The organism is Pseudoalteromonas sp. SIMBA_162 (assembly GCF_046535955.1).
In the GTDB taxonomy this organism is placed as follows: Bacteria; Pseudomonadota; Gammaproteobacteria; order Enterobacterales; family Alteromonadaceae; genus Pseudoalteromonas; species Pseudoalteromonas marina.
Map to the genome: position 1 here is coordinate 334094 of NZ_JAWJBQ010000001.1, position 21872 is coordinate 355965.

Genomic DNA, 21872 nt, shown 5'->3' on the forward strand with positions numbered 1-21872 from the left:
AGCTTTGGCGTATAGCGTTTTTAAAAGGGTGATTATGTTTAAATACGGTTTATATTTATTTACGTTTTTACCTTTTTGTTCGTTTGCTAACTCTTTCAATCAGCAAATATCCGCAGCTCTGATTGAAAGAACAACACACAATATTACTTATGACGGCAGTTATTATTCAATGACCTATCCCGGTGGTGATGTACCAAGTAATATTGGTGTGTGTACCGATGTTATTATTCGCGCTTACCGCCAATTGGGTGTGGATTTACAACAAAGAGTACATGAAGATATTCGAGCAAATTTTGCTATGTATCCGTCTGAGCGAATTTGGGGTTTAAAAAAACCAGATAAAAATATCGACCACAGGCGTGTACCTAACCTTCAAGTATTTTTTAAGCGTCAAGGCACAGAGTTAACTATTTCAAGTAACTCACGTGATTATAAAGTTGGTGATATAGTTACTTGGATGTTACCCGGTAACTTACCCCATATAGGCATGGTTGTTACTGAAGCTTTAAACAGCGCCGAGAATGTTCAAATTGTACATAATATAGGGCGAGGGCCAGAAATAAGCGAAATGCTATTTGATTATAAGATCACTGGTCATTATCGTTTTACTAATAAACATTATAATGCCCAGTAAAGATGGGTGCTGCTATAAAGCTATTAATTATTTTAGATTAATACTTATATTGCCGTTTGGCTTGCTACAGCATAAAAGTATTTCACCATCACGAACAAACGCGAGTGGCTCTTCATTATATTGAACATTGCCAGATACTAAAGTTGCTCTGCAAGCACCGCAGTAGCCTTCACGACATTGATAAGCAACGTCTATTTTTTGAGATTCTAAGCAGTGTAAAAGAGAAGGGCAGCCAGGGCTATATTCAATGCGCTGGCTGTTTTCTGCAAGTGTAACACTTGCAGTCGTTTCGTTATTCATTATAAGTCAAAGTCACCAAATTCAGCAGCATCAACTTGTGAATCTATTTGACCTACAAGGTATGAACTAATTTCTGCCTCTTGTGGTGCAACCTGAACATTATCAGACACTAACCATGAGTTGATCCATGGGATAGGGTTACTGTTGTTTTCAAATTGGGCTGGCAAACCAATAGCAGTCATACGTGCGTTAGTAATATATTCAACATACTGACATAAAATATGCTTGTTTAAGCCAATCATAGAGCCATCTTTGAATAGGTACTCTGCCCATTCTTTCTCTTGCTCAGCAGCTTGTACAAACATTTTAATTGCTTCATCGCGACATTGAGCTGCAACGATTGCCATTTCTGGGTCGTCTTTACCGTCTTGCATGATATTTAAAATATGCTGTGTACCCGAAAGATGAAGTGCTTCGTCACGTGCAATTAGTTTAATTATCTTAGCGTTACCTTCCATAAGTTCACGCTCAGCAAATGCAAATGAACAAGCAAAGCTGACATAAAAACGAATTGCTTCAAGAATGTTTACCGACATCATAGCGAGGTAAAGTTTCTTTTTTAGCTCGAATAAGTTTACAACAACTGTCTTACCGTTGATTTCATGCTTGCCTTCACCGTAAAGGTTGTAAAGTGAAACAGAGTTAATTAAATCATCGTAATAAGTTGTTACTGCATCAGCGCGCTCGCTAATTTTATCGTTGCTAACTATGTCATCAAAAATAAGCTCTGGTGATTGTGTTACGTTACGAATAATGTGGGTGTATGAACGGCTGTGAATTGTTTCACTAAATGCCCACGTTTCTATCCAGGTTTCAAGTTCTGGGATAGACACGATAGGTAGTAGCGCAACGTTAGGAGAGCGGCCTTGTACACTATCAAGCAGTGTTTGATATTTTAAGTTACTTAAAAATATATGCTTTTCATGCTCTGGTAGCGCCTGAAAATCTAAACGGTCTTTACTCACATCTACTTCTTCTGGTCGCCAAAAGAAAGACAGTTGCTTTTCGATTAACTTTTCAAAAATAGGATATTTTTGTTGATCGTAACGCGATACGTTAACGGTCTGGCCAAAAAACATTGGCTCTTGCATTTGGTTATTATGATTACGACTAAAAGTAGTATAAGACATGTTTATCACTCAAAAAACTATCAGAACAAAGCGGGCTGCATGCCCGCTTAAGATAAAATTAACGACTATATTTTACACGCGCCGCCTGCACAATCGTCATCTTCCACTTCTGGAGTGTCGTCTTGTGCATCAGATGCGCCATCACGGGTATTATGGTAATACAACGTTTTGACCCCCAATTTGTAGGCGCTAAGTAAGTCTTTTAATAAGACTTTCATAGGTACTTTACCGCCTTCAAATTTATTTGGATCATAATTTGTGTTTGCAGAAATAGTTTGGTCAACAAATTTTTGCATGATACCGACAAGCTGTAAGTAACCATCATTAGAAGGTATGTCCCAAAGTAACTCATAGTTGTCTTTCAAACGTTCGTACTCAGGTACAACTTGTTTTAAAATACCATCTTTACTTGCTTTAACACTAATGTGACCGCGTGGTGGCTCGATACCATTTGTTGCGTTCGAGATTTGCGATGACGTTTCTGATGGCATTAATGCGCTTAGTGTTGAGTTACGCATACCGTGTTCTTGTATGCTCTTACGCAGTGCATCCCAATCAAGGTGCAGTGGCTCATCACAAATTTTATCTAAGTCTGTTTTATACGTATCTGTAGGCATAATGCCTTGAGAATACGTTGTTTCGTTAAACTTAGGACATGCACCACGTTCTTTTGCAAGTTCGTTTGACGCTTTCATCAAGTAGTATTGAATAGCTTCGAATGTTTTATGTGTTAGTGCATTTGCACTGCCGTCTGAATAACGCTTACCATTTTTAGCTAAGTAGTAGGCATAGTTGATTACGCCTATTCCTAACGTACGACGTCCCATCGTTGCGTTTTTGGCAGCTGGTACTGGGTAGTCTTGGAAGTCGAGTAAATTATCGAGTGCACGTACAGCTAGCTCCGCAAGCTCTTCTAGTTCATCTAGAGACTCAAGCGCACCTAAGTTGAAAGCAGACAGTGTACATAATGCAATTTCGCCTTCTTCGTCGTTAACGTTGTTAAGTGGTTTAGTCGGTAATGCAATTTCTAAACACAAGTTAGACTGACGTATTGGCGCAACTTTCGCTATAAACGGGCTATGTGTATTACAGTGATCTACATTCTGTAAGTATATGCGGCCAGTACTTGCACGTTCTTGTGCAAACACAGAGAACAATTCAATGGCTTTAATACGCTTTTTACGAATAGACTCGTCTTGTTCGTATTTAACATATAACGCATCAAATTCGTCTTGATCTTCAAAAAACGCATCGTAAAGACCTGGCACGTCTGATGGGCTAAATAACGTGATGTAATCGTCTTTAATCAAACGAGAATACATTAGCTTATTAAACTGTACGCCGTAATCTAAATGGCGAACACGGTTGTCATCAACACCCCGGTTATTTTTAAGAACTAAAAGGTTCTCTACTTCTAAATGCCATAGCGGGTAGAATAGGGTTGCTGCGCCGCCGCGAACACCACCTTGCGAACAACTCTTAACAGCTGTTTGAAAGTGCTTGTAAAAAGGGATACAACCTGTGTGGTATGCTTCGCCATTACGGATATGGCTTCCTAATGCACGGATACGACCAGCATTAATACCGATACCAGCACGCTGAGAAACATATTTTACAATAGCTGACGATGTAGCATTGATTGAATCAAGGCTGTCGCCACACTCAATAAGTACGCAAGAGCTAAATTGACGAGTAGGCGTACGTACACCAGCCATGATTGGCGTAGGCAATGAAATTTTAAATAACGATACCGCGTCGTAAAAACGTTTTATGTATGAAACTCGTGTATCTCGTGGGTAATCTGCAAATAAGCTTGCAGCCACTAAAATATATAAAAACTGTGCGCTTTCATAAATTTCACCCGTTACACGGTTTTGAACTAGGTATTTACCTTCTAATTGCTTAACTGCAGCGTAACTAAAATTAAGATCGCGTGAGTGGTCAAGGTATTCGTCTAATTCGTCAAATTCTTGCTCTGTATAATCAGCAAGTAAGTGAGCATCGTAACGTTTATCACTCACCATTTTTGTTACGTGATCAAATAAACGTGGAGGCTCGAATTGACCGTATGCTTTTTTACGTAAGTGGAATACAGCTAAACGCGCAGCAAGATACTGGTAATCAGGTGATTCTTTAGAAATCTGATCGGCAGCCGCTTTGATAATCGTTTCGTGAATATCTTTTGTACGAATACCATCATAAAATTGAATATGTGACTTTAATTCAACCTGTGAAACCGAAACGTTATTTAAACCTTCGGCGGCCCATTCTATAACGCGATGGATCTTATCAAGATCAAGAGGCTCTTTGCGCCCGTCACGTTTGCTTACAGATAACTGTTGGTTCATAGCTTTGCCTGTATTCCTTGGGGATAATGTATTTTTGACCAATGTTTTACGTCTCAAAAAGAGAAGTAGTGCTCATTTTTTATAAGTTTTACCCAATGAGGTAAATTTAATTGAATAACATTTGGCCACAATATCTGGTGTTGTTCAATTTAGAGATCACAAGATAGTGTGGTCTGAGTTGATTTGCAAGGGGCATAATTGCCCCTATTTGTGGATAACGTTGGGATAACGTATTTGTGTTAGTAGGCATTAACCTTTGATCATTCATTGAAGTTGAAATTTTTAAAAATCAACTCAGGATCGACTAAATTTACATATTTTGAAAATAAATTTCGGCTGCTTTTTTTATCATCAAGCTTTGCGTAAAAACTAACACGATCACAATATATAGTGTTTATATCTAAAATGGGCACTATATATGGTTAAATGCGTCAATAGGGCTACGCCAGTTAAAATCAGCTTTCCAAGTAAGTGCTTCTGCATCGCTTGGAATGTACCCCCACAGAGCAGTAGCTGTAGGCATACCTGCTGCTTTACCAGCTTGAATGTCTCGCTCGGCATCACCTATGTATAAACAGCGAGCTGGTATTACGTCCATTAGTTTTGCGCAATGAAGTAAAGGTAGAGGAGAGGGTTTGGCTTCTTCAAGCGTATCACCGCTAATTACAACCGCCGCATTTTTTAAAGCAGGGATCGCAGCGACAAGCGGCTCAGTTAAAAAGCCTGGCTTGTTTGTCATGATCCCCCATTTGATCTTTTTGTGATCAAGTGAGATCAATAGTGGTTCAATACCGGCAAAGCATTGAGTATATTTTGCAATGTTTTGGGCATAGCTATCGACCAATTGCTTTATCAACTGTGCTTGTGCAAGAGAGGGCCACAACTCTTTAAAACCCGCTTCCAATAAAGCTGCCGCACCATTAGAAGCCGCTGGGCGATATATTTCGCTTGTTACTTCGGCAATTTGATTTGCTCGTAGTACACTGTTAAGTGCAGCGCCTAAATCGTCAGCTGTGTCGAGTAAGGTGCCGTCTAAATCAAACAAAAACGCATCATATTGATAAAGTTCTAATGATGAACCTGCGCTCTTCATTACAACAACTTCTCAAAATGAAGGATATAATTAACACTAACATCATTATTAAGTGTGTATTGTTTAGAGAAGGGGTTATACGAAAGTCCTGAGCTTGCACGTACTTTTAACCCCGCTTGCTCGGCCCACGCAATTAGCTGCGCCGGTTTAATAAACTTTTTGTGATCGTGAGTTCCCTCTGGAACCATTTTTAATAGTTTTTCAGCACCTACAATTGCGTACAAGTAGGCTTTCGGTGTTTTATTGAGGGTAGAGAAAAAAACATCAGCGCCAGGTTTTGCAAGTTTGGCAACGGCGTGAATTATTGAAGCAGGGTCTGGAACGTGTTCGAGCATTTCCATACAGGTAACAACGTCAAATCGTTCAGGGTGTTCTTCAGCAAACTGTTCTGCGGGTATTTTTATGTAATCTACATTAACACCCGTTTCTAGGCTGTGTAATTTAGCGACAGTCAAAGGCTCTTGTCCCATATCAATACCTGTTACCTTTGCCCCCATACGTGCCATACTTTGGCTTAAAATACCCCCACCACAGCCAACATCGAGTGTTTCTTTATCAAATAAACCTTGCGTTTTATTTGCAATAAAATCTAGGCGTAACGGATTAATTTCGTGAAGAGGTTTAAACTCACCCTCTAAATCCCACCAACGCTCTGCGATGGCTTCAAACTTTGCTATTTCTGCGTGATCTACATTTTGATGTTCGGTCATAAAATACTTCCTCGTCAATCTGAGGCCATTATATAGGCCTAAATTGATAAATCGCAAAGTTTTGCGCCTGTAAATTAAAATTAATTGTGATAGCATGTCTGTTAGTAATAATAACAATACTCTTTAAAACCTAATACTGGGTTATTAAGAGCTGCTACTGAAGGAATGTGATATCAAATGACTGATCTCGCCAATGAAATTCTGCCAGTCAATATTGAAGACGAGTTAAAAAACTCCTACTTAGATTACGCAATGAGTGTAATTGTAGGACGTGCATTACCAGACGTACGTGATGGCTTAAAGCCAGTTCACCGCCGCGTTTTGTTTGCAATGAACGAGCTTAGTAATGATTGGAACAAGCCTTACAAAAAGTCGGCACGTGTTGTCGGTGATGTAATCGGTAAATACCACCCACACGGCGATAGCGCAGTTTATGACACGATAGTTCGTATGGCACAGCCATTCTCACTTCGTTATATGCTTGTAGACGGCCAGGGTAACTTTGGTTCTGTTGATGGTGATTCAGCTGCTGCAATGCGTTACACCGAAGTACGTATGGCTAAAATGTCTCATGAGTTATTAGCGGATCTTGAGAAAGAAACGGTTGATTTCGTTCCTAACTACGATGGCACAGAGCAAATTCCTGACGTTTTACCAACGAAGGTACCTAATTTACTTGTAAATGGTTCTTCTGGTATTGCCGTAGGTATGGCGACAAACATCCCACCACATAACTTAACTGAAGTTATCAATGGTTGTTTAGCATTAATTGTTAATCCAGATTTAACCATAACTGAGTTAATGGATTACATTCCTGGCCCAGATTTCCCTACAGCCGCAATCATTAACGGTAAAAAAGGGATTGAACAAGCGTATCAAACGGGTCGTGGCAAAGTGTACATGCGTGCACGTGCTGACATCGAAACAGACGAAAAAACGGGTCGTGAAACAATTATTGTTCATGAAATCCCTTATCAAGTTAACAAAGCACGCTTAATTGAAAAAATAGCGGAGCTTGTTAAAGATAAAAAAATTGAAGGCATTAGTGCACTACGTGATGAATCAGATAAAGACGGTATGCGTATCGTTATTGAGATAAAGCGTGGTGACGTAGGTGAAGTGATTCTAAACAACCTATATGCACAAACACAGTTACAAACAGTGTTTGGTATGAACATGGTTGCACTCATCAATAACCAGCCTAAGTGTTTTAATTTAAAAGAAATGCTTGAAGAGTTTATTATTCACCGTCGTGAAGTAGTAACTCGTCGTACAGTATTTGATTTACGTAAAGCGCGCGACCGTGCACACATGCTAGAAGGTCTAGCAATTGCACTTGCCAACATTGACCCAATTATTGAACTTATTCGTAAATCTCCAACACCAGCAGAAGCAAAAATAGCGTTAACTGCACGTTCGTGGGAATTAGGTAATGTTAAAGCAATGCTTGAAAAAGCAGGTGAGGCTAACGTTGCTCGCCCAGATTGGTTAGCTGATGATTTAGGTATACGCGACGGCCAATACTTTATTTCTGAGCAACAAGCTCAAGCGATTCTTGACTTACGATTACACAAGCTAACAGGTCTTGAGCACGAAAAAATCTTAAGTGAATACCAAACACTGCTTGATTTAATTGCTGAACTGTTACACATACTGGCAAGCCCAGAGCGCTTAATGGAAGTAATTCGCGACGAGTTAGTTGAAATTAAGGCGCAATATGGCGATGAGCGCCGCACTGAAATCAACGCAGCCGCGCATGATATCAGCCTTGAAGACCTAATAACTGAAGAAAACGTAGTTGTTACGCTTTCTCACGAAGGTTATGTTAAGTATCAGGCGTTATCTGATTACGAAGCGCAGCGTCGTGGTGGTAAAGGTAAATCTGCAACAAAAATGAAAGACGAAGATTTTATTGAACGTCTTTTAGTTGCAAACACGCATGATACTATTTTATGTTTCTCTACAGCAGGGCGTTTATATTGGCTGAAAGTATATCAATTACCACTAGCAAGTCGTGCAGCACGCGGTAAGCCAATTGTAAACTTATTACCTTTAGAAGCTGACGAACGTATTACCGCTATACTGCCAGTACGTGAGTACGAAGAAGATAAATACATCTTTATGGCAACAGCATTTGGTACAGTGAAGAAAACACCTTTAACAGCCTACAGCCGTCAACGTGCTAGTGGTATTATTGCCGTTAACCTAAATGAGGGTGATAGCTTAATTGGTGTTGATATTACTGATGGTACCAACGAAATAATGTTGTTTACCGATGCGGGTAAGGTTGTTCGCTTTAAAGAAGCTGAAGAATCTGCTGTTGTTGATGAAAATGGAAACCCAGTATTAGACGAAGAAGGTAACCCAGAAATTCGTTTCAAGGGTGTTCGTCCAATGGGCAGAACGGCAACGGGTGTACGCGGTATTAAAATGACCGACGAGCAACGTGTTGTATCGCTCATCGTGCCAAAAACTGATGGCGCAATATTGACTGTAACTGAAAATGGTTATGGTAAACGAACTCAACTTGAAGATTACCCATCTAAGAGTCGTGCAACACAAGGTGTTGTATCAATTAAGGTGAGTGAGCGTAATGGTGCTGTAGTCGGTGCTGTTCAAGTTGATGACAACGACGAAATAATGCTTATTTCAAATCGCGGAACGTTAGTGCGTACTCGTGTGAACGAAGTTTCAACAGTTGGTCGTAACACACAAGGTGTTATTTTGATCAGAACTATTGACGAAGAGCAAGTAGTTGGTTTACAACGTATAGAAGAAATTGAAGTTACAGAAAGTGACTTAATCAATACTGAAGACGTTGAAACAGTTGATACAGTTATAGATGAAGTCGTGGATGATAATCCCCCTTCAGAATAATTGAGATTGAAAAAGCGGCCTTGGCCGCTTTTTTTAATGTTGTTGAAAAAAATTAATACAGCGTGGATTTAATATTTTCATGTTGAGTGTATAAATTACTGGAATGAGGCAAAGGTAATGAGTAAATATAATTTTTGTGCAGGGCCGGCTATGCTTCCGCAAGCGGTAATGCAAAAAGCACAAAAAGAATTCTTAGATTGGCAAGACATGGGCGTTTCTGTAATGGAAATTAGCCACCGTAGTAAAGAATTTTTGGCATTAACTGCAAAATGTGAAGCAAGCTTAAGACGCTTAATGAATATTAGTGATGAATTTGAAGTTTTATTTATGCATGGTGGTGGTCGCGGTCAGTTTAGTGCAGTGCCCCTCAATCTTCATCAAGCAGATAAAAAAGCTATCTACTGCGAAAATGGTGTGTGGTCTAAAAGCGCGACAGACGAAGCTAACAAGTTTACTTCAACAACCAGTGTTGATGTACGTAACGATGCAGATGGAAAATTCTCAATTAAAAATGTAGCTGATTGGGTTTTACCTGCAGATGCCTCATATATTCATTATTGTCCGAACGAAACCGTAGATGGCTTAGAAATTTTTGAGGTGCCAAGTCATCCAACGGCACCAATTGTTGCTGATATGTCGTCAACGATTTTATCGCGCGAAATTGATGTAGATAAATTTGATTTAATTTACGCTGGTGCGCAAAAAAATATCGGTCCATCAGGTATCGCTATCGTTATTGTGCGCAAAACATTACTTGAACGTGAAGGTTTAGCTAAGCCTGGTATTTTAGATTATGCACTCGAAGCGAAGCAGGGCAGTATGTTTAATACACCACCTACATTTGCATGGTACTTAGCTGCAGAAGTGTTTGAATGGTTAGAAGCACAAGGTGGTGTAAAAGCAATGGAAGCTCAGAACATCGCTAAGGCCGAACTTCTTTATAATTTTATTGATGAATCTTCTTTTTATTCAAATAAAGTAGCAAAGCATTGCCGCTCACGTATGAACGTCCCATTTTGGCTTAATGATGAAAGCTTAAATGAAAAGTTTGTATCACAATCTAAAGAAGCTGGTTTATTAGCGCTTGAAGGTCATAGAATAGTAGGCGGTATGCGCGCAAGTATTTATAACGCAATGCCACTTGAAGGCGTACAAGCGCTTGTTGATTTTATGGCAGCTTTTGCGAAGGAGAATAGCTAATGGAGCAACTTCGTTTAGAACCAATATCGCGTGTTAACGGCTCTGTGACATTACCAGGGTCAAAAAGTTTATCTAATCGTATTTTACTTCTGGCTGCTCTGGCTAACGGAACAACAGTAGTAGAGAACTTACTCGATAGTGATGATATTCGTCACATGTTGGGAGCATTAGAGCTTTTAGGTGTAACAGTAAGACTTAATGAAGACCGAACAGTTGCAACTGTTCATGGTGTTGGTGGTGAGTTCAAAAAACCTAATGAACCTTTATTTTTAGGTAATGCGGGTACAGCATATCGTCCGTTAACAGCTGTTTTAGCTGCTGTTAAAGGTGAATATGAGTTAGTCGGTGAGCCACGCATGGAAGAGCGCCCAATAGGGCACTTAGTTGATGCGCTTCAAGCCCTTGGTGGTGATATTACCTATACAAAGTACAAAGACTACCCACCGCTTAAAATTGTTGGTGGGCAAATTAATGGTGGCGAAGTTGAAATTGATGGCAGTATTTCAAGTCAATTTTTAACCGCTTTATTAATGGCAGCTCCATTATTCAGTGGTGATACGCAAATTACAATTAAAGGCACATTAGTGTCTAAGCCATATATTGATATTACTTTAGGTGTTATGGCGCGTTTTGGCATTACTGTTGAACACTCAGACTATTCACTATTTAAGGTAAAAGGTGGGCAGCAATATCAATCACCTAAACGCATAATGGTTGAAGGTGACGCATCATCGGCTTCTTATTTTGTTGCAGCAGCAGCAATTGCTGGTGGCGAGATTGAAATTAAAGGTGTGGGTGCTAAATCGGTTCAGGGTGATATTGGCTTTGCGAAGGTGATGGAACAAGTCGGTGCACAAATCGATTGGTACGATGAACGTTTAGTTGTTAGGAAAGGCGAGTTAAAAGGGGTCGACATAGACGCCAATGCCATTCCCGATGCTGCAATGACATTAGCTACTGTTGCTTTATTTGCTAAAGGTCCCACAGCTATTCGTAATATTTATAATTGGCGTGTAAAAGAAACAGACCGTCTTTACGCTATGAGTACAGAGCTTCGTAAAGTAGGTGCAAAAGTTGTTGAGGGGGAGGATTTTATTGAAATAACTCCGCCATTAACATTTAACGATGTCGCTATTGACACTTACGATGATCACCGGATTGCTATGTGTTTTGCCATGGTTGCAGTGGGCGGAAAGCCTATAACAATCAATGACCCTAAGTGTACCTATAAAACATTTCCTTCGTTTTTCAATGTATTAGCATCAGTGAGTGAATAGGCTTTTTATAACTATTTATAAAAAGTTACACACTAATAGCAGATATATTTTAATAACTGACGTATAATGTCGCGGTTTATTTAGGTGTGCATTGCAGGAGGTTTAAATGCAGGCGTTATTAATGCCCGTGATCACCGTTGATGGCCCAAGTGGTTCTGGTAAGGGAACTGTTTGTCGTTTGTTAGCCGATAAGTTGGGTTGGGATGTATTGGATAGTGGTGCAATTTACCGCGTTTTATCCCTTGCAGCACTTCATCACCAAATCGCATTAGATAACGAAGAGGCACTTGTACCACTGGCTGCGAATTTAGACGTGCAGTTTTTGGTAGATAGCCAAACTAATACTGGAAAAGTTATTCTAGAGGGAGAGGACGTAACAACCACTATTCGTAATGAAGAAGTGGGCGCAGCTGCATCAAAAGTAGCCGCTCTTCCACGTGTTCGTGAAGCGCTATTAAGGCGTCAACGCGCTTTTAGAACCGAAAATGGTTTAATAGCAGACGGCCGTGATATGGGTACTATTGTATTCCCAGATGCGCCATTAAAAATCTATTTGACAGCGAGCGCACAAGAGCGTGCTCGTAGACGCTTTGTTGAGTTGAATGAGCGTGGGCTTGATGTTACACTAAGTGGTCTATTAGAGGACATTCAAGCTCGTGATGACCGTGATATGAATCGCGCCGTCGCACCGCTTGTGCCTGCAGAAGATGCAATTGAACTCGATACTAGCGAGCTAAATGCACAGCAAGTGTTTGATAAAGTTATTACTTTATTAGATGCAGCTATCTCTGAAGGTAAACTTCCTAAACGAAGTTAAACACATTTTATGCACCAGCAGGATGCCAGTGCTATTTTAACAACCCCATGCAGCATGGTTGCTTATTGGTATTAATATATGAGACGTATATTCGTATGTCAGAAAATTTTGCGCAGTTATTTGAAGAAAGCTTAAAGGGTTTTGAAGCAGAGCAAGGCTCTATTGTTAAAGGTACAGTAATCTCAATCGAGAACAACATTGTACTTGTAGATGCTGGTCTTAAATCAGAAAGTGCTATCCCTGCAGAGCAGTTCAAAAATGCTGCTGGTGAACTAGAAGTTGCTGTTGGCGACGAAGTAGATGTTGCACTAGATGCAATCGAAGACGGTTTCGGTGAAACTATCCTTTCTCGTGAGAAAGCGAAGCGTCACGAAGCGTGGATCCGTCTTGAGAAAGCTTGTGAAGAGCAAGAGACTGTTACTGGTGTTATCAACGGTAAAGTTAAAGGCGGTTTCACTGTTGAAGTTGATTCAATCCGTGCTTTCCTACCTGGTTCACTTGTTGATGTTCGTCCAGTACGTGACACAACTCACCTTGAAGGCAAAGAGCTTGAATTTAAAGTAATCAAGCTTGATCAAAAACGTAACAACGTTGTTGTTTCACGTCGTGCAGTTATCGAATCAGAAAACTCACAAGAACGTGAAGAGCTTCTTGCTAACCTTGTTGAAGGTCAAGAAGTTAAAGGTATCGTTAAGAACCTTACTGACTACGGTGCGTTCGTTGACCTTGGTGGTGTTGATGGTCTACTACACATTACTGATATGGCGTGGAAGCGTGTTAAGCACCCTTCAGAAATCGTTAATGTTGGTGACGAAATCGCAGTTAAAGTTCTTAAATTCGACAAAGATAAAACTCGTGTATCTCTAGGCCTTAAACAGCTTGGTGAAGATCCATGGGCAGCTATCGCTGGTCGTTACCCAGAAGGTTCTAAACTTTCTGGTCGTGTAACTAACCTTACTGATTACGGTTGCTTCGTAGAAATCGAAGAAGGCGTTGAAGGTCTAGTACACGTTTCTGAAATGGATTGGACTAACAAGAACATCCACCCTTCAAAAGTTGTTTCACTAGGTGACACAGTTGAAGTTATGGTTCTTGAAATCGACGAAGAACGTCGTCGTATTTCTCTAGGTCTTAAGCAATGTATTGCTAATCCTTGGCAAGAATTTGCTCGTCTACAAAATAAAGGCGATCAAGTTACTGGTAAGATCAAATCAATCACTGACTTCGGTATCTTTATCGGTCTTGACGGTGGTATTGACGGTCTTGTACACCTTTCAGATATTTCTTGGAACACACCTGGCGAAGAAGCTGTACGTGAATTCAAGAAAGGCGACGAAATCACTGCTATCGTATTGCAAGTTGACCCAGAGCGTGAACGTATCTCTCTAGGTGTTAAGCAAATCGAAGCTGACCCGTTCAATAACTACCTTGATGCAAACAAAAAAGGTGCTATTGTTAAAGGTAAAGTGACTGAAGTTGATGCGAAAGGCGCAACTGTTGAACTTATCGAAGGCGTTGAAGGTTACATCCGTGTAGCTGATATCGCTCAAGAGCGCGTTGAAGACGCAACTACTGTTGTATCTGTAGGCGACGAAGTTGAAGTTAAATACGTTGGTGTTGATCGTAAGAACCGCACTTTAAGCTTATCTGTAAAAGCTCTTTTCGAAGCAGAAGAGAAAGAAGTACTAGAGAAGCTTAAGAAAGAAGAGCCAGTGTTTGAAAACGCAATGGCAGCTGCTTTCGCAAATGCACAAAAAGACTAATAAATAATTAGTTTTTAGTTGGGAGGGCACTTTTGCCCTTCCTATATCTTTTTATTAAGGAAACGCTATGACTAAGTCAGAATTGATAGAAACACTTGCGGAACAACATGCACACGTTCCAGTGAAAGATGTTGAAAATGCTGTAAAAGAAATTCTAGAACAAATGGCCGGTTCATTATCTTCTTCAGATCGAATAGAGATCAGAGGATTTGGTAGTTTCTCTTTGCATTTCCGCGCTCCTCGTACAGGTCGTAACCCTAAAACTGGCGATACAGTAGAGTTAGATGGAAAGCACGTACCTCATTTTAAACCAGGTAAAGAATTACGCGACCGCGTCAATGCGAGCATTGCCTAGTTAATATAACGGAGTAGTTACTTGTTCAAGGTATTGAAATTTATTCTGGTAGCGCTGTGCCTAATTAGCGCATTTGTATTAGGGTCACAAAACCCGCAGTTAGTACAAGTAAATTATATTATAGCCAGTAATACTCTGCCTTTAGCTGTAATAATAAGTATCTGCTTTTTATTAGGTGTTTTAATAGGTTGTTTTATAAGCTTTAAGCTATTCTCTCAATTAAAGTGGCAAAATTACCGTTTGAAAAAACAGTTAGCGCCTGAGAAAAATAAAAACAAGCTTGACGTTAATAAAGACACCTAATTATGATTGAGCTTTTGTTTTTACTACTACCTGTTGCAGCCGGCTACGGTTGGATTATGGGTAAAAACAGTGCTAAAAATCATGCTCACCAACTTAATCGTCAAATAACTTCTGAATACAGTAAAGGGCTTAAGTTTCTATTAGACCGTGAAGAAGATCAAGGTTTAGAACACTTAATAAATTTACTAGAGGTTGCAGCGGATTCAGTTGAACATTACTCTACACTTGCCACTATGTTTCGTCGCCGAGGCGAATTAGACCGCGCAATCAAAATCCATGAACTTCTCCTAAAACACCCAAGTTTGAGTGAGCAGCAAGCCGCTACTAGTCGCTTAGAATTAGCCGAAGATTATATAATGGCTGGATTGCTAGATGGTGCAGAAGAGCATTTGGTTTGGTTGGTCAAGGCCGGCCATGTAGAAGCTCTCGATCCTATTATTACCTTATATTCGCAAACTCGTGAGTGGGATAAAGGCATTAATATGTTTGAATCTCACAGCGAATTATTCTCTAAAGAGCAACAATTTAAGGCTATCGCGAATTTTTATTGTGAGTCTGCCCTTAGTGACAGTACTCCTCAAATTATGCGAAAAGCAATTAGCCTAAACTACAAAGCCGTTCGGCCTTTGTATGAGCTAGGTGTTATCGCTTTTTCTAAAGAAGATTATGTTAAAGCGATCTACTATTGGCGTGAACTTATTTGCCAGTTTACTTTGTTTGCCCCCTTATTCATTGATGATCTGGCGCATAGCTATAAGCAACTAAATTTAACGTATCAATTTCATGAGTTAGTAAACGATTTACTAGAGAAGGGTGGTGTTCTTATAAAAATAAAACATTGCCAAGCTCTTTTAGAGCAAGGTCATACAAAACAAGCTTTCGATTTTTTAACTGACAGTTTAAAAAGACAACCTACGATCAGGGGGTTTAGTTTTTTACTGCAGCTAATGGGTGACCAAAATAAAAATACAAAAGAAGTACTTAATGAAATTGATAGTCTTGTAACGTCATATATTGCTACTAAGCCAGATTTTCAATGCCAGCATTGTGGCTTCACAAGTTATACAATTTATTGGAATTGCCCTTCTTGTAAACATTGGGAAACCATTGTCCCAAGTAGAGGTTTAGACGGATTTTAATAACCCCTAAATACTTAATTATTGTAATGCCCTTACAAATTTGACTAGAAGTTTAACTAGCATCTATATACTAATTAAACCTCCTTACTCACTTTGTGTAAGTTTGCCTTGATAACTAAGTTGAATATATAAAAACTCTTTACTGCTATAGATTAGGATAACTATGTCTTTCGAAAATTCAAAAAAAGTGCTTATCGCTTTAGACTACGACGATCAAGAAACAGCATTAGCATTTGTAAAACAGCTTTCGCCCGATACTTGTCGATTAAAAGTAGGCAAAGAAATGTTTACTTACTTTGGCCCTGAATTTGTAAAAGAGTTAATTGAACTTGGTTTTGATGTATTTTTAGATTTAAAGTTTCATGATATTCCTAATACAGTTGCAAAGGCAGTTACAGCTGCTGCAAAAATGGGCGTTTGGATGGTAAATGTTCATGCGTCAGGCGGTTATGAAATGATGCACAAAGCAAAACTTGCTTTAGAAGAATTTGGAGATAGAGCACCAATTCTTATTGCTGTAACTGTGTTAACAAGTATGGATGAACCAGAATTAAAACGTTTAGGTATAAACAAATCACCACAGGAGCAGGTAATATACCTTGCAAAACTAGCTAAGGAAGCAGGCCTTGATGGTGTTGTTTGTTCTGCTCAAGAAGCGAATGTTTTAAAGGCTGAGCTTGGTGAGCATTTTAAATTAGTTACACCAGGTATTCGCCCTGAAGGCAGTGAAGCAGGCGATCAAAAAAGAATAATGTCTCCAAAACAAGCAATTGAAGCTGGCAGTGATTATCTAGTTGTAGGCAGACCGATTACTAAAGCAGCAAATCCAGTAAAAGTACTGCAAGATGTTAATAAATCCATAAAATAATTTACAAAAAACAGCAAATAAGTACTAAAACCCTTACGTTATGTGTAATTTGTGTTACATTTATAATATCAAAATGATGTAAGGGGTTTATTTTGAAGCTATTATTTGGTTCAGTGTTAATTATCATTGCAGGCTTTTCAGTTAACAAACATGTATTTTCTAGTAAGGCTTATGATGGCGTTACAACAGTAACAGACGTTATATCAGCTTATCCTGTAGACATGTTTGATTTTAAAAAAACAATGAAGGATTATGCTCATCATCTTTGCTACAGAAATTCTGACGCGTTAAATGCTCAAGATATCACTGTCAGTGATTGTTTAACTCATCATGATGAAAAGAAATTGGAGTGTGAAATAAAGGTTTTTAGATTAGCGCCGCAAAACTTAGAATCAGAAAGGGAAGTACTTAATTACTCAAGAGAGTATACACAGTGTACATTGCCTTATAAGTATATTTTAGGGTAAGCACTCACAATATAAAGATATCATGAGCGCTATAAAATTATTTAGATTTTAAGCGGATAGATTTCGCTTCTATCTCAATAAGCTCTTGTTTAAATAATCCACCAATTGCTTTTTTATAGTTAGCTTTACTTGTTGAAAATACTTTCTTAATAAGTTCAGGATCAGATTTATCGCCAATGGCGAGTATGCCGCCTTCGTTTTTAAGCTTTTCCATTATTTTATCGCCAAGCTCACTTACTTTACCCATGCCTGGTTTTTCAAGTACAACATCAATTTTTCCGTCTTCTCGTACTTTTTGGACAAAGCCTTTAAGCTTTTGCCCTACAAATAAGTTTTTGAATACCATATTGTAAAATACAACACCAAAGTGAGACTCTTCTATAAGCACTTTGTAGCCAATATCTGTCTTACCAGCAACAATCAAATCAACCTCTTGTAGGCGTGTGTATTCAGGCTCATCCTTTGATAAAAAGCGATTAAAGTTAGTTGAAGCACAAATGCGTTGACTCGCATTATCAAGATACAAACGAACAAGATAAGAATGCCCCTCTTGCATACGTGGCTTTTGTTCATTAAATGGGGCTAATACATCTTTTTCTAATCCCCAGTCTAAAAATGCACCAATACTATTTATTTCCTTAACACGTAAAAGGGCGTATTCACCTACTTGAGCATGTGGCTTTTTAACCGTCGCCGTTGGTAAATTAGCATTATCTAAATATATAAATACGCTAATGCTGTCACCAGCTTCAAGTTCATCTCTGATTTCGTTTTTTGGTAAAAAAACTTCACCTAAATCATGACCGTCCAAGTAAGCGCCTTCATTACTTACTTCTTTTACAAATAGGGTTTGTGTTGTTCCAAGGTAACTCATAATTATTCCTGCTCAGGCTTTTTTTTACGGCGCATTGGTGAATCGCCATCGATATTCATAGGGGCTTTAATGGGTGCCGCTGGTTTTTTAGGTTTTGCTTTACGTTTAATTTGTGGCTTTTTAACCTGCATTACTTTTTTAGCTTTAACAGTTGCAGCAGGTTTTTTATCTTTTATCCCTTTAAATTTAGCTTTAAGCCCGTCAATAGTTGCAAATTTAAGCTCATCGTTTAAAAAAGATTTAATTGCTAAATAACTAGCCCAATCTTTAGGGCCTACTAATGAAATAGCGGTACCTTTAAAACCTGCACGTCCAGTTCTACCAATTCTGTGTACATATTCTTCTGCATGTTTTGGTAAATCAAAGTTAATTACATGCGTTACGCTTAACAAATCTAAACCACGGGATGCGACATCAGTGGTAATTAATATTTTAAAGTTTCCTCTGCTAAACGAGTCCATAATGTCTAAGCGTTTGCTTTGTGTTAAATCTCCCGCTAGTGCGACTGATTTAAATCCTTTGTTGTTTAGTTCTTCGCTCAAACGACTTGTATCTGCCCGGGTGGCAGTAAATATTATGCATTGGCCAACTTCGTCTTGCTTTAAAAAGTGTGCTAATAACGCTTCTTTGTGATCTAGATGGTCGGCTAAGTAGAGTGTTTGCGTTATATCGCTGTGCTGTTCATTTGCAGCACTAAGCGTGATCTGTTTTGGTTTTTTTAATAAATTACGCGAAAGAGCATCTACTTGAGCGTGGTCTAGGGTTGCTGAAAACAATAATGTTTGGCGAAGACGGTGATTGGCTTCGTCGTTAATTAACTTTAGTTGCTCAGTAAAGCCCAGATCTAAAATACGGTCTGCTTCATCAAAAATTAGCAGTTCTAAACCACTTAATTGTAACGAGCGTTTGGTAACATGATCGGCCAAACGACCGGGTGTTGCCACTACAAACTGTGGGTCGTTCCTTAATGCTTTAATTTGGTCATTAAAGTTTTCACCACCTAATACTTTTACAGCTTTAATCGCCGTGCCCGCTATTAACAAACGCAACTGTGTAAATACTTGCGTAGCTAATTCGCGTGTAGGGGCAACAATAAGTACACGTGGATCGCGTTTACTGAGTGCTTTTTGTTTCATAACCCGTTGTACTGCGGGTAATAAAAACGCCAAGGTTTTGCCCGACCCAGTCTTTGACTGAGCAAAAATGTCATGCCCTGCAAGTGCGGTAGGCACTGCATGTGCTTGAATGTCTGTGGGCTGGGTGATCCCTTGATGTGCTAATTGTGTTTCAAGGCGAGTATCAATCCCAAGATCAGTAAAGTGCAATGTAATGTTCTCCAATGTGCAACTTAAATTAATTGCTGCATTATAGCGTACACATGGCTTATCCCGACAGCAAAAAGCAAAGTATGGTGCTATTTTTTGCAATTAATCTAAAAAAGCGTAAAATACGCGCCCCATATGCGCCGGATTTACGATTCGGTAAACGCCAATATTGGCTAATAAGGCAAAATAGGAAATAAAATGACAGCTGTTCATAAAGATGATCTTACCAGCGAACACTTTGTAGTGTGCGCTTTATACAAATTTGTAGGCCTACCTGAATTTGAAGCATTACGTAAACCTCTACTGGAGGTTATGGAAAAAAACGAAGTGCGAGGCACATTACTTTTAGCTGCAGAAGGAATTAATGGTACTGTTTCTGCAAAACGAGCGGGCATTGATAACCTCCTTGCATGGTTAGATGAACAGCCAAATTTAAAAAACATTGTTACTAAAGAATCCTATGATGACGAATGTCCGTTTTACCGCACAAAAGTAAAACTAAAAAAAGAAATCGTAACAATGGGCGTAGAGGGAATTGATCCTCTTAAAGTAGTGGGAAGCTATGTTAAACCTCAAGACTGGAATGCATTAATTTCTGACCCCGAGGTTGTACTTATTGATACGCGTAACGATTACGAAATTGAAATTGGCACATTTCAAAATGCCGTTGATCCAAATACAACAACGTTTCGTGAGTTCCCTCAATGGGCAAAAGAAAACCTTGATCCTGAAAAACATAAAAAAGTTGCTATGTTTTGTACAGGTGGTATTCGATGTGAAAAATCAACAGCTTACATGAAAGAGCAGGGCTTTGATGAAGTTTATCACTTAGAAGGTGGTATTCTTAAATACTTAGAAGAAGTGCCAAAAGAAGAAACCATGTGGGAAGGCGAGTGTTTTGTATTTGATAATCGCGTTGCTGTTGATCATGACCTACAGAAAGGTTCTTACGATCAATGTCATGCGTGTCGTATGCCTATAACTGAACAAGAAAAACAAAAGCCTGAATATTTAGAGGGTGTTTCATGTCATCATTGTATTGATAAGGTAACTGATGAGCAGCGAGCCCGTTTTGCAGAGCGCCAAAAACAAATTGAGCTCGCACAGGCTCGTGGTGAAGGGCATATAGGTAACGAAGCACAGACCGTTCTTCAACAACGCAAAGAGGCTAAAAAAGCACAGAAAGATGCTCAACGTGGTAAGTAAGTCATCTTTAAAATGTACTTAATAAAAAAGAGCTTTACGGCTCTTTTTTTTGGCTAAAATTTGTTATTCATCTTACATAGTTGAGTGTTCAGCGTTAACACAGGCTAATTTTGATCACACTTTTGTTACACTGCGTATAGTGGTCAACAAAATGGTTTATAAGGTGGTTCTTTGAAATTGCGCATACTTCTATTAAATATCTACTTGTTATTATTCATTTTTAGCACAGCAGCATTTAGTGCAAATGTAATGGTACAAAAAGTTACAACGGAACGAACAAAAGAAGAGGTTAAAGCTGTAGGTAATGCAGAAGCAATTCACTCCGTTATATTATTTCCTGCAGTGGGTGATAGAGTAACAGCCGTTCACTTTAAACCGGGTAACTTCGTAAAGGAAGGAGATATTTTAGTCAAACTTGACTCTCGCAGACAAAAAGCAGCTCTTAAACAAGCAGAAATAACCTTAGCAGATACCCAACGAACACTTAACAGACTCAGCGAAAGTCACAAAAAGGGAGCAATTCCTAAAAGTGACTTAGATGATGCTAAAACTTTGCATGCACTCGCCGAGGTTGCTCTTATTAATGCTAAAACAGATCTGGAAGACAGAACTGTGCTTGCGCCATTTGATGGTGTGATGGGACTTACTGATGTAGAAAAAGGGGATCGCATTACAGATCAAACTGCCATTGCAACAATTGATGATACTCGCAGTTTGTACATTAATTTTAACGCCCCCGAGTCAGCTGTCTCAATACTAAAAAATAAAGGTATTGTGGAAGTAACACCATGGCAAAGCGCAAAAGCTATTAATGCTCAAGTTTCATATCTTGATTCTCGAATAAATCCACAAACCCGTACCTTACGTGTCAAAGCCAAACTGGAAAATGAAAATGATCAGTTTATGCCTGGTATGAGTTTTCGAATTACTATTACCATGCAAGGGGAATCATATGCTGTTGTGCCTGAGGCTGCACTTATGTGGGGAGCAACAGGGCCTTATGTTTGGAAAAGTATAGATAAAAAAGCAAAGCGCATAGATGTAAAAATAGAGCAACGCTTAGCTGGGCGATTGTTAGTTTCAGGCAATTTAAATGAAAACGATATATTGGTTGTTGAAGGCGTCCAACGCTTGCGCGAAAACCAAACATTAACGTTTGCTAATCCCAGTAATTTAGAGGAATAAC

At 39.2% G+C, this 21872-nt stretch carries 20 protein-coding genes; 13 read left to right on the forward strand and 7 right to left on the reverse strand.

From position 1 onward, the window contains the following. Positions 1 to 34: 34 nt before the first annotated feature. Positions 35 to 634 carry a DUF1287 domain-containing protein gene (locus tag R0J88_RS01440; RefSeq protein WP_276754874.1) on the forward strand — a complete coding sequence of 200 codons (600 nt, stop codon included), beginning with the start codon at positions 35 to 37 and terminating at the stop codon, positions 632 to 634. A 27-nt stretch (positions 635 to 661) separates the two neighbouring features. On the opposite strand, the gene yfaE is transcribed toward R0J88_RS01440, so the two are convergent. From yfaE to ubiG, 5 genes are all read right to left on the reverse strand, one after another. Next, entirely contained in the window at positions 662 to 934 is a 273-nt protein-coding gene (yfaE, locus tag R0J88_RS01445) for a class I ribonucleotide reductase maintenance protein YfaE (protein ID WP_006794449.1), read from the reverse strand. Continuing rightward, a complete protein-coding gene (gene nrdB / locus R0J88_RS01450) occupies positions 934 to 2064 on the reverse strand; it encodes a class Ia ribonucleoside-diphosphate reductase subunit beta (RefSeq protein WP_006794448.1) in 1131 nt (376 codons plus the stop codon). The genes yfaE and nrdB overlap by 1 nt, the downstream gene beginning before the upstream one ends. Before the next feature lie 65 nt (positions 2065 to 2129). Continuing rightward, complete coding sequence (gene nrdA / locus R0J88_RS01455; RefSeq protein WP_276754876.1) at positions 2130 to 4412, reverse strand: class 1a ribonucleoside-diphosphate reductase subunit alpha; 2283 nt, start codon at positions 4410 to 4412, stop codon at positions 2130 to 2132. A gap of 412 nt (positions 4413 to 4824) precedes the next feature. Beyond that, the gene (locus R0J88_RS01460; RefSeq protein ID WP_006794446.1) at positions 4825 to 5505 is read right to left on the reverse strand and encodes an HAD-IA family hydrolase; all 681 of its coding nucleotides are present in this window, start codon (positions 5503 to 5505) and stop codon (positions 4825 to 4827) included. Continuing rightward, positions 5505 to 6215, reverse strand: a complete 711-nt coding sequence (gene ubiG, locus R0J88_RS01465; RefSeq protein WP_410898845.1) for a bifunctional 2-polyprenyl-6-hydroxyphenol methylase/3-demethylubiquinol 3-O-methyltransferase UbiG — start codon at positions 6213 to 6215, stop codon at positions 5505 to 5507. The genes R0J88_RS01460 and ubiG overlap by 1 nt, the downstream gene beginning before the upstream one ends. A 177-nt stretch (positions 6216 to 6392) precedes the next feature. Here ubiG and gyrA point away from each other — a divergent pair, with 177 nt between their 5' ends. The 10 genes from gyrA (at position 6393) to R0J88_RS01515 (ending at position 17281) form a co-directional block, all read left to right on the forward strand. Next, positions 6393 to 9092 (forward strand): DNA topoisomerase (ATP-hydrolyzing) subunit A, encoded by a 2700-nt coding sequence (gene gyrA / locus R0J88_RS01470; RefSeq protein WP_008132953.1) that lies wholly within the window; start codon positions 6393 to 6395, stop codon positions 9090 to 9092. A 117-nt stretch (positions 9093 to 9209) separates the two neighbouring features. Then, positions 9210 to 10292 (forward strand): 3-phosphoserine/phosphohydroxythreonine transaminase, encoded by a 1083-nt coding sequence (gene serC, locus R0J88_RS01475; RefSeq protein ID WP_410898846.1) that lies wholly within the window; start codon positions 9210 to 9212, stop codon positions 10290 to 10292. After that, positions 10292 to 11569 carry a 3-phosphoshikimate 1-carboxyvinyltransferase gene (gene aroA / locus R0J88_RS01480; RefSeq protein WP_410898847.1) on the forward strand — a complete coding sequence of 426 codons (1278 nt, stop codon included), beginning with the start codon at positions 10292 to 10294 and terminating at the stop codon, positions 11567 to 11569. Before serC ends, aroA begins: the two co-directional genes overlap by 1 nt. Positions 11570 to 11675: 106 nt before the next feature. Then, a complete protein-coding gene (cmk, locus tag R0J88_RS01485) occupies positions 11676 to 12386 on the forward strand; it encodes a (d)CMP kinase (protein WP_410898848.1) in 711 nt (236 codons plus the stop codon). 95 nt (positions 12387 to 12481) lie between these two features. After that, entirely contained in the window at positions 12482 to 14149 is a 1668-nt protein-coding gene (gene rpsA / locus R0J88_RS01490) for a 30S ribosomal protein S1 (protein WP_006794164.1), read from the forward strand. A gap of 67 nt (positions 14150 to 14216) precedes the next feature. Further along, positions 14217 to 14504 carry an integration host factor subunit beta gene (gene ihfB, locus R0J88_RS01495; RefSeq protein WP_006794165.1) on the forward strand — a complete coding sequence of 96 codons (288 nt, stop codon included), beginning with the start codon at positions 14217 to 14219 and terminating at the stop codon, positions 14502 to 14504. Positions 14505 to 14525: 21 nt separating this feature from the next. Then, positions 14526 to 14807: a lipopolysaccharide assembly protein LapA domain-containing protein gene (locus tag R0J88_RS01500; protein WP_008132961.1), complete on the forward strand. Its 282-nt coding sequence runs from the start codon at positions 14526 to 14528 to the stop codon at positions 14805 to 14807. Between the two features lie 2 nt (positions 14808 to 14809). Then, complete coding sequence (lapB, locus tag R0J88_RS01505) at positions 14810 to 15946, forward strand: lipopolysaccharide assembly protein LapB (RefSeq protein WP_039036921.1); 1137 nt, start codon at positions 14810 to 14812, stop codon at positions 15944 to 15946. 163 nt (positions 15947 to 16109) lie between these two features. Beyond that, positions 16110 to 16814: an orotidine-5'-phosphate decarboxylase gene (gene pyrF / locus R0J88_RS01510; protein ID WP_410898849.1), complete on the forward strand. Its 705-nt coding sequence runs from the start codon at positions 16110 to 16112 to the stop codon at positions 16812 to 16814. 92 nt (positions 16815 to 16906) lie between these two features. Then, positions 16907 to 17281: a hypothetical protein gene (locus R0J88_RS01515; protein WP_006794169.1), complete on the forward strand. Its 375-nt coding sequence runs from the start codon at positions 16907 to 16909 to the stop codon at positions 17279 to 17281. 37 nt (positions 17282 to 17318) lie between these two features. Here R0J88_RS01515 and R0J88_RS01520 read toward each other — a convergent pair whose 3' ends face one another. After that, entirely contained in the window at positions 17319 to 18155 is an 837-nt protein-coding gene (locus R0J88_RS01520) for a S1 RNA-binding domain-containing protein (protein ID WP_006794170.1), read from the reverse strand. A 2-nt stretch (positions 18156 to 18157) separates the two neighbouring features. Continuing rightward, positions 18158 to 19480 (reverse strand): DEAD/DEAH box helicase, encoded by a 1323-nt coding sequence (locus R0J88_RS01525; protein WP_410898850.1) that lies wholly within the window; start codon positions 19478 to 19480, stop codon positions 18158 to 18160. 198 nt (positions 19481 to 19678) lie between these two features. Between R0J88_RS01525 and R0J88_RS01530 the strand changes: the two genes are divergently transcribed. Both R0J88_RS01530 and R0J88_RS01535 read left to right on the forward strand, forming a co-directional pair. After that, a complete protein-coding gene (locus R0J88_RS01530; RefSeq protein WP_286890292.1) occupies positions 19679 to 20686 on the forward strand; it encodes a rhodanese-related sulfurtransferase in 1008 nt (335 codons plus the stop codon). A 171-nt stretch (positions 20687 to 20857) separates the two neighbouring features. Further along, positions 20858 to 21871: an efflux RND transporter periplasmic adaptor subunit gene (locus tag R0J88_RS01535; protein ID WP_410898851.1), complete on the forward strand. Its 1014-nt coding sequence runs from the start codon at positions 20858 to 20860 to the stop codon at positions 21869 to 21871. The last annotated feature ends 1 nt before the right edge of the window (position 21872 follow it).

Bases quoted from the DNA above. Each gene is read 5' to 3' on its own strand.
- aroA (WP_410898847.1), top strand. From the start codon at position 10,292: ATGGAGCAACTTCGTTTAGAACCAATATCGCGTGTTAACGGCTCTGTG.
- R0J88_RS01520 (WP_006794170.1), bottom strand. From the start codon at position 18,155: ATGAGTTACCTTGGAACAACACAAACCCTATTTGTAAAAGAAGTAAGT.
- R0J88_RS01460 (WP_006794446.1), bottom strand. From the start codon at position 5,505: ATGAAGAGCGCAGGTTCATCATTAGAACTTTATCAATATGATGCGTTT.
- R0J88_RS01530 (WP_286890292.1), top strand. From the start codon at position 19,679: ATGACAGCTGTTCATAAAGATGATCTTACCAGCGAACACTTTGTAGTG.
- serC (WP_410898846.1), top strand. From the start codon at position 9,210: ATGAGTAAATATAATTTTTGTGCAGGGCCGGCTATGCTTCCGCAAGCG.
- R0J88_RS01440 (WP_276754874.1), top strand. From the start codon at position 35: ATGTTTAAATACGGTTTATATTTATTTACGTTTTTACCTTTTTGTTCG.
- nrdB (WP_006794448.1), bottom strand. From the start codon at position 2,064: ATGTCTTATACTACTTTTAGTCGTAATCATAATAACCAAATGCAAGAG.
- yfaE (WP_006794449.1), bottom strand. From the start codon at position 934: ATGAATAACGAAACGACTGCAAGTGTTACACTTGCAGAAAACAGCCAG.
- ihfB (WP_006794165.1), top strand. From the start codon at position 14,217: ATGACTAAGTCAGAATTGATAGAAACACTTGCGGAACAACATGCACAC.
- pyrF (WP_410898849.1), top strand. From the start codon at position 16,110: ATGTCTTTCGAAAATTCAAAAAAAGTGCTTATCGCTTTAGACTACGAC.
- nrdA (WP_276754876.1), bottom strand. From the start codon at position 4,412: ATGAACCAACAGTTATCTGTAAGCAAACGTGACGGGCGCAAAGAGCCT.
- cmk (WP_410898848.1), top strand. From the start codon at position 11,676: ATGCAGGCGTTATTAATGCCCGTGATCACCGTTGATGGCCCAAGTGGT.
- rpsA (WP_006794164.1), top strand. From the start codon at position 12,482: ATGTCAGAAAATTTTGCGCAGTTATTTGAAGAAAGCTTAAAGGGTTTT.
- lapB (WP_039036921.1), top strand. From the start codon at position 14,810: ATGATTGAGCTTTTGTTTTTACTACTACCTGTTGCAGCCGGCTACGGT.
- ubiG (WP_410898845.1), bottom strand. From the start codon at position 6,215: ATGACCGAACATCAAAATGTAGATCACGCAGAAATAGCAAAGTTTGAA.
- gyrA (WP_008132953.1), top strand. From the start codon at position 6,393: ATGACTGATCTCGCCAATGAAATTCTGCCAGTCAATATTGAAGACGAG.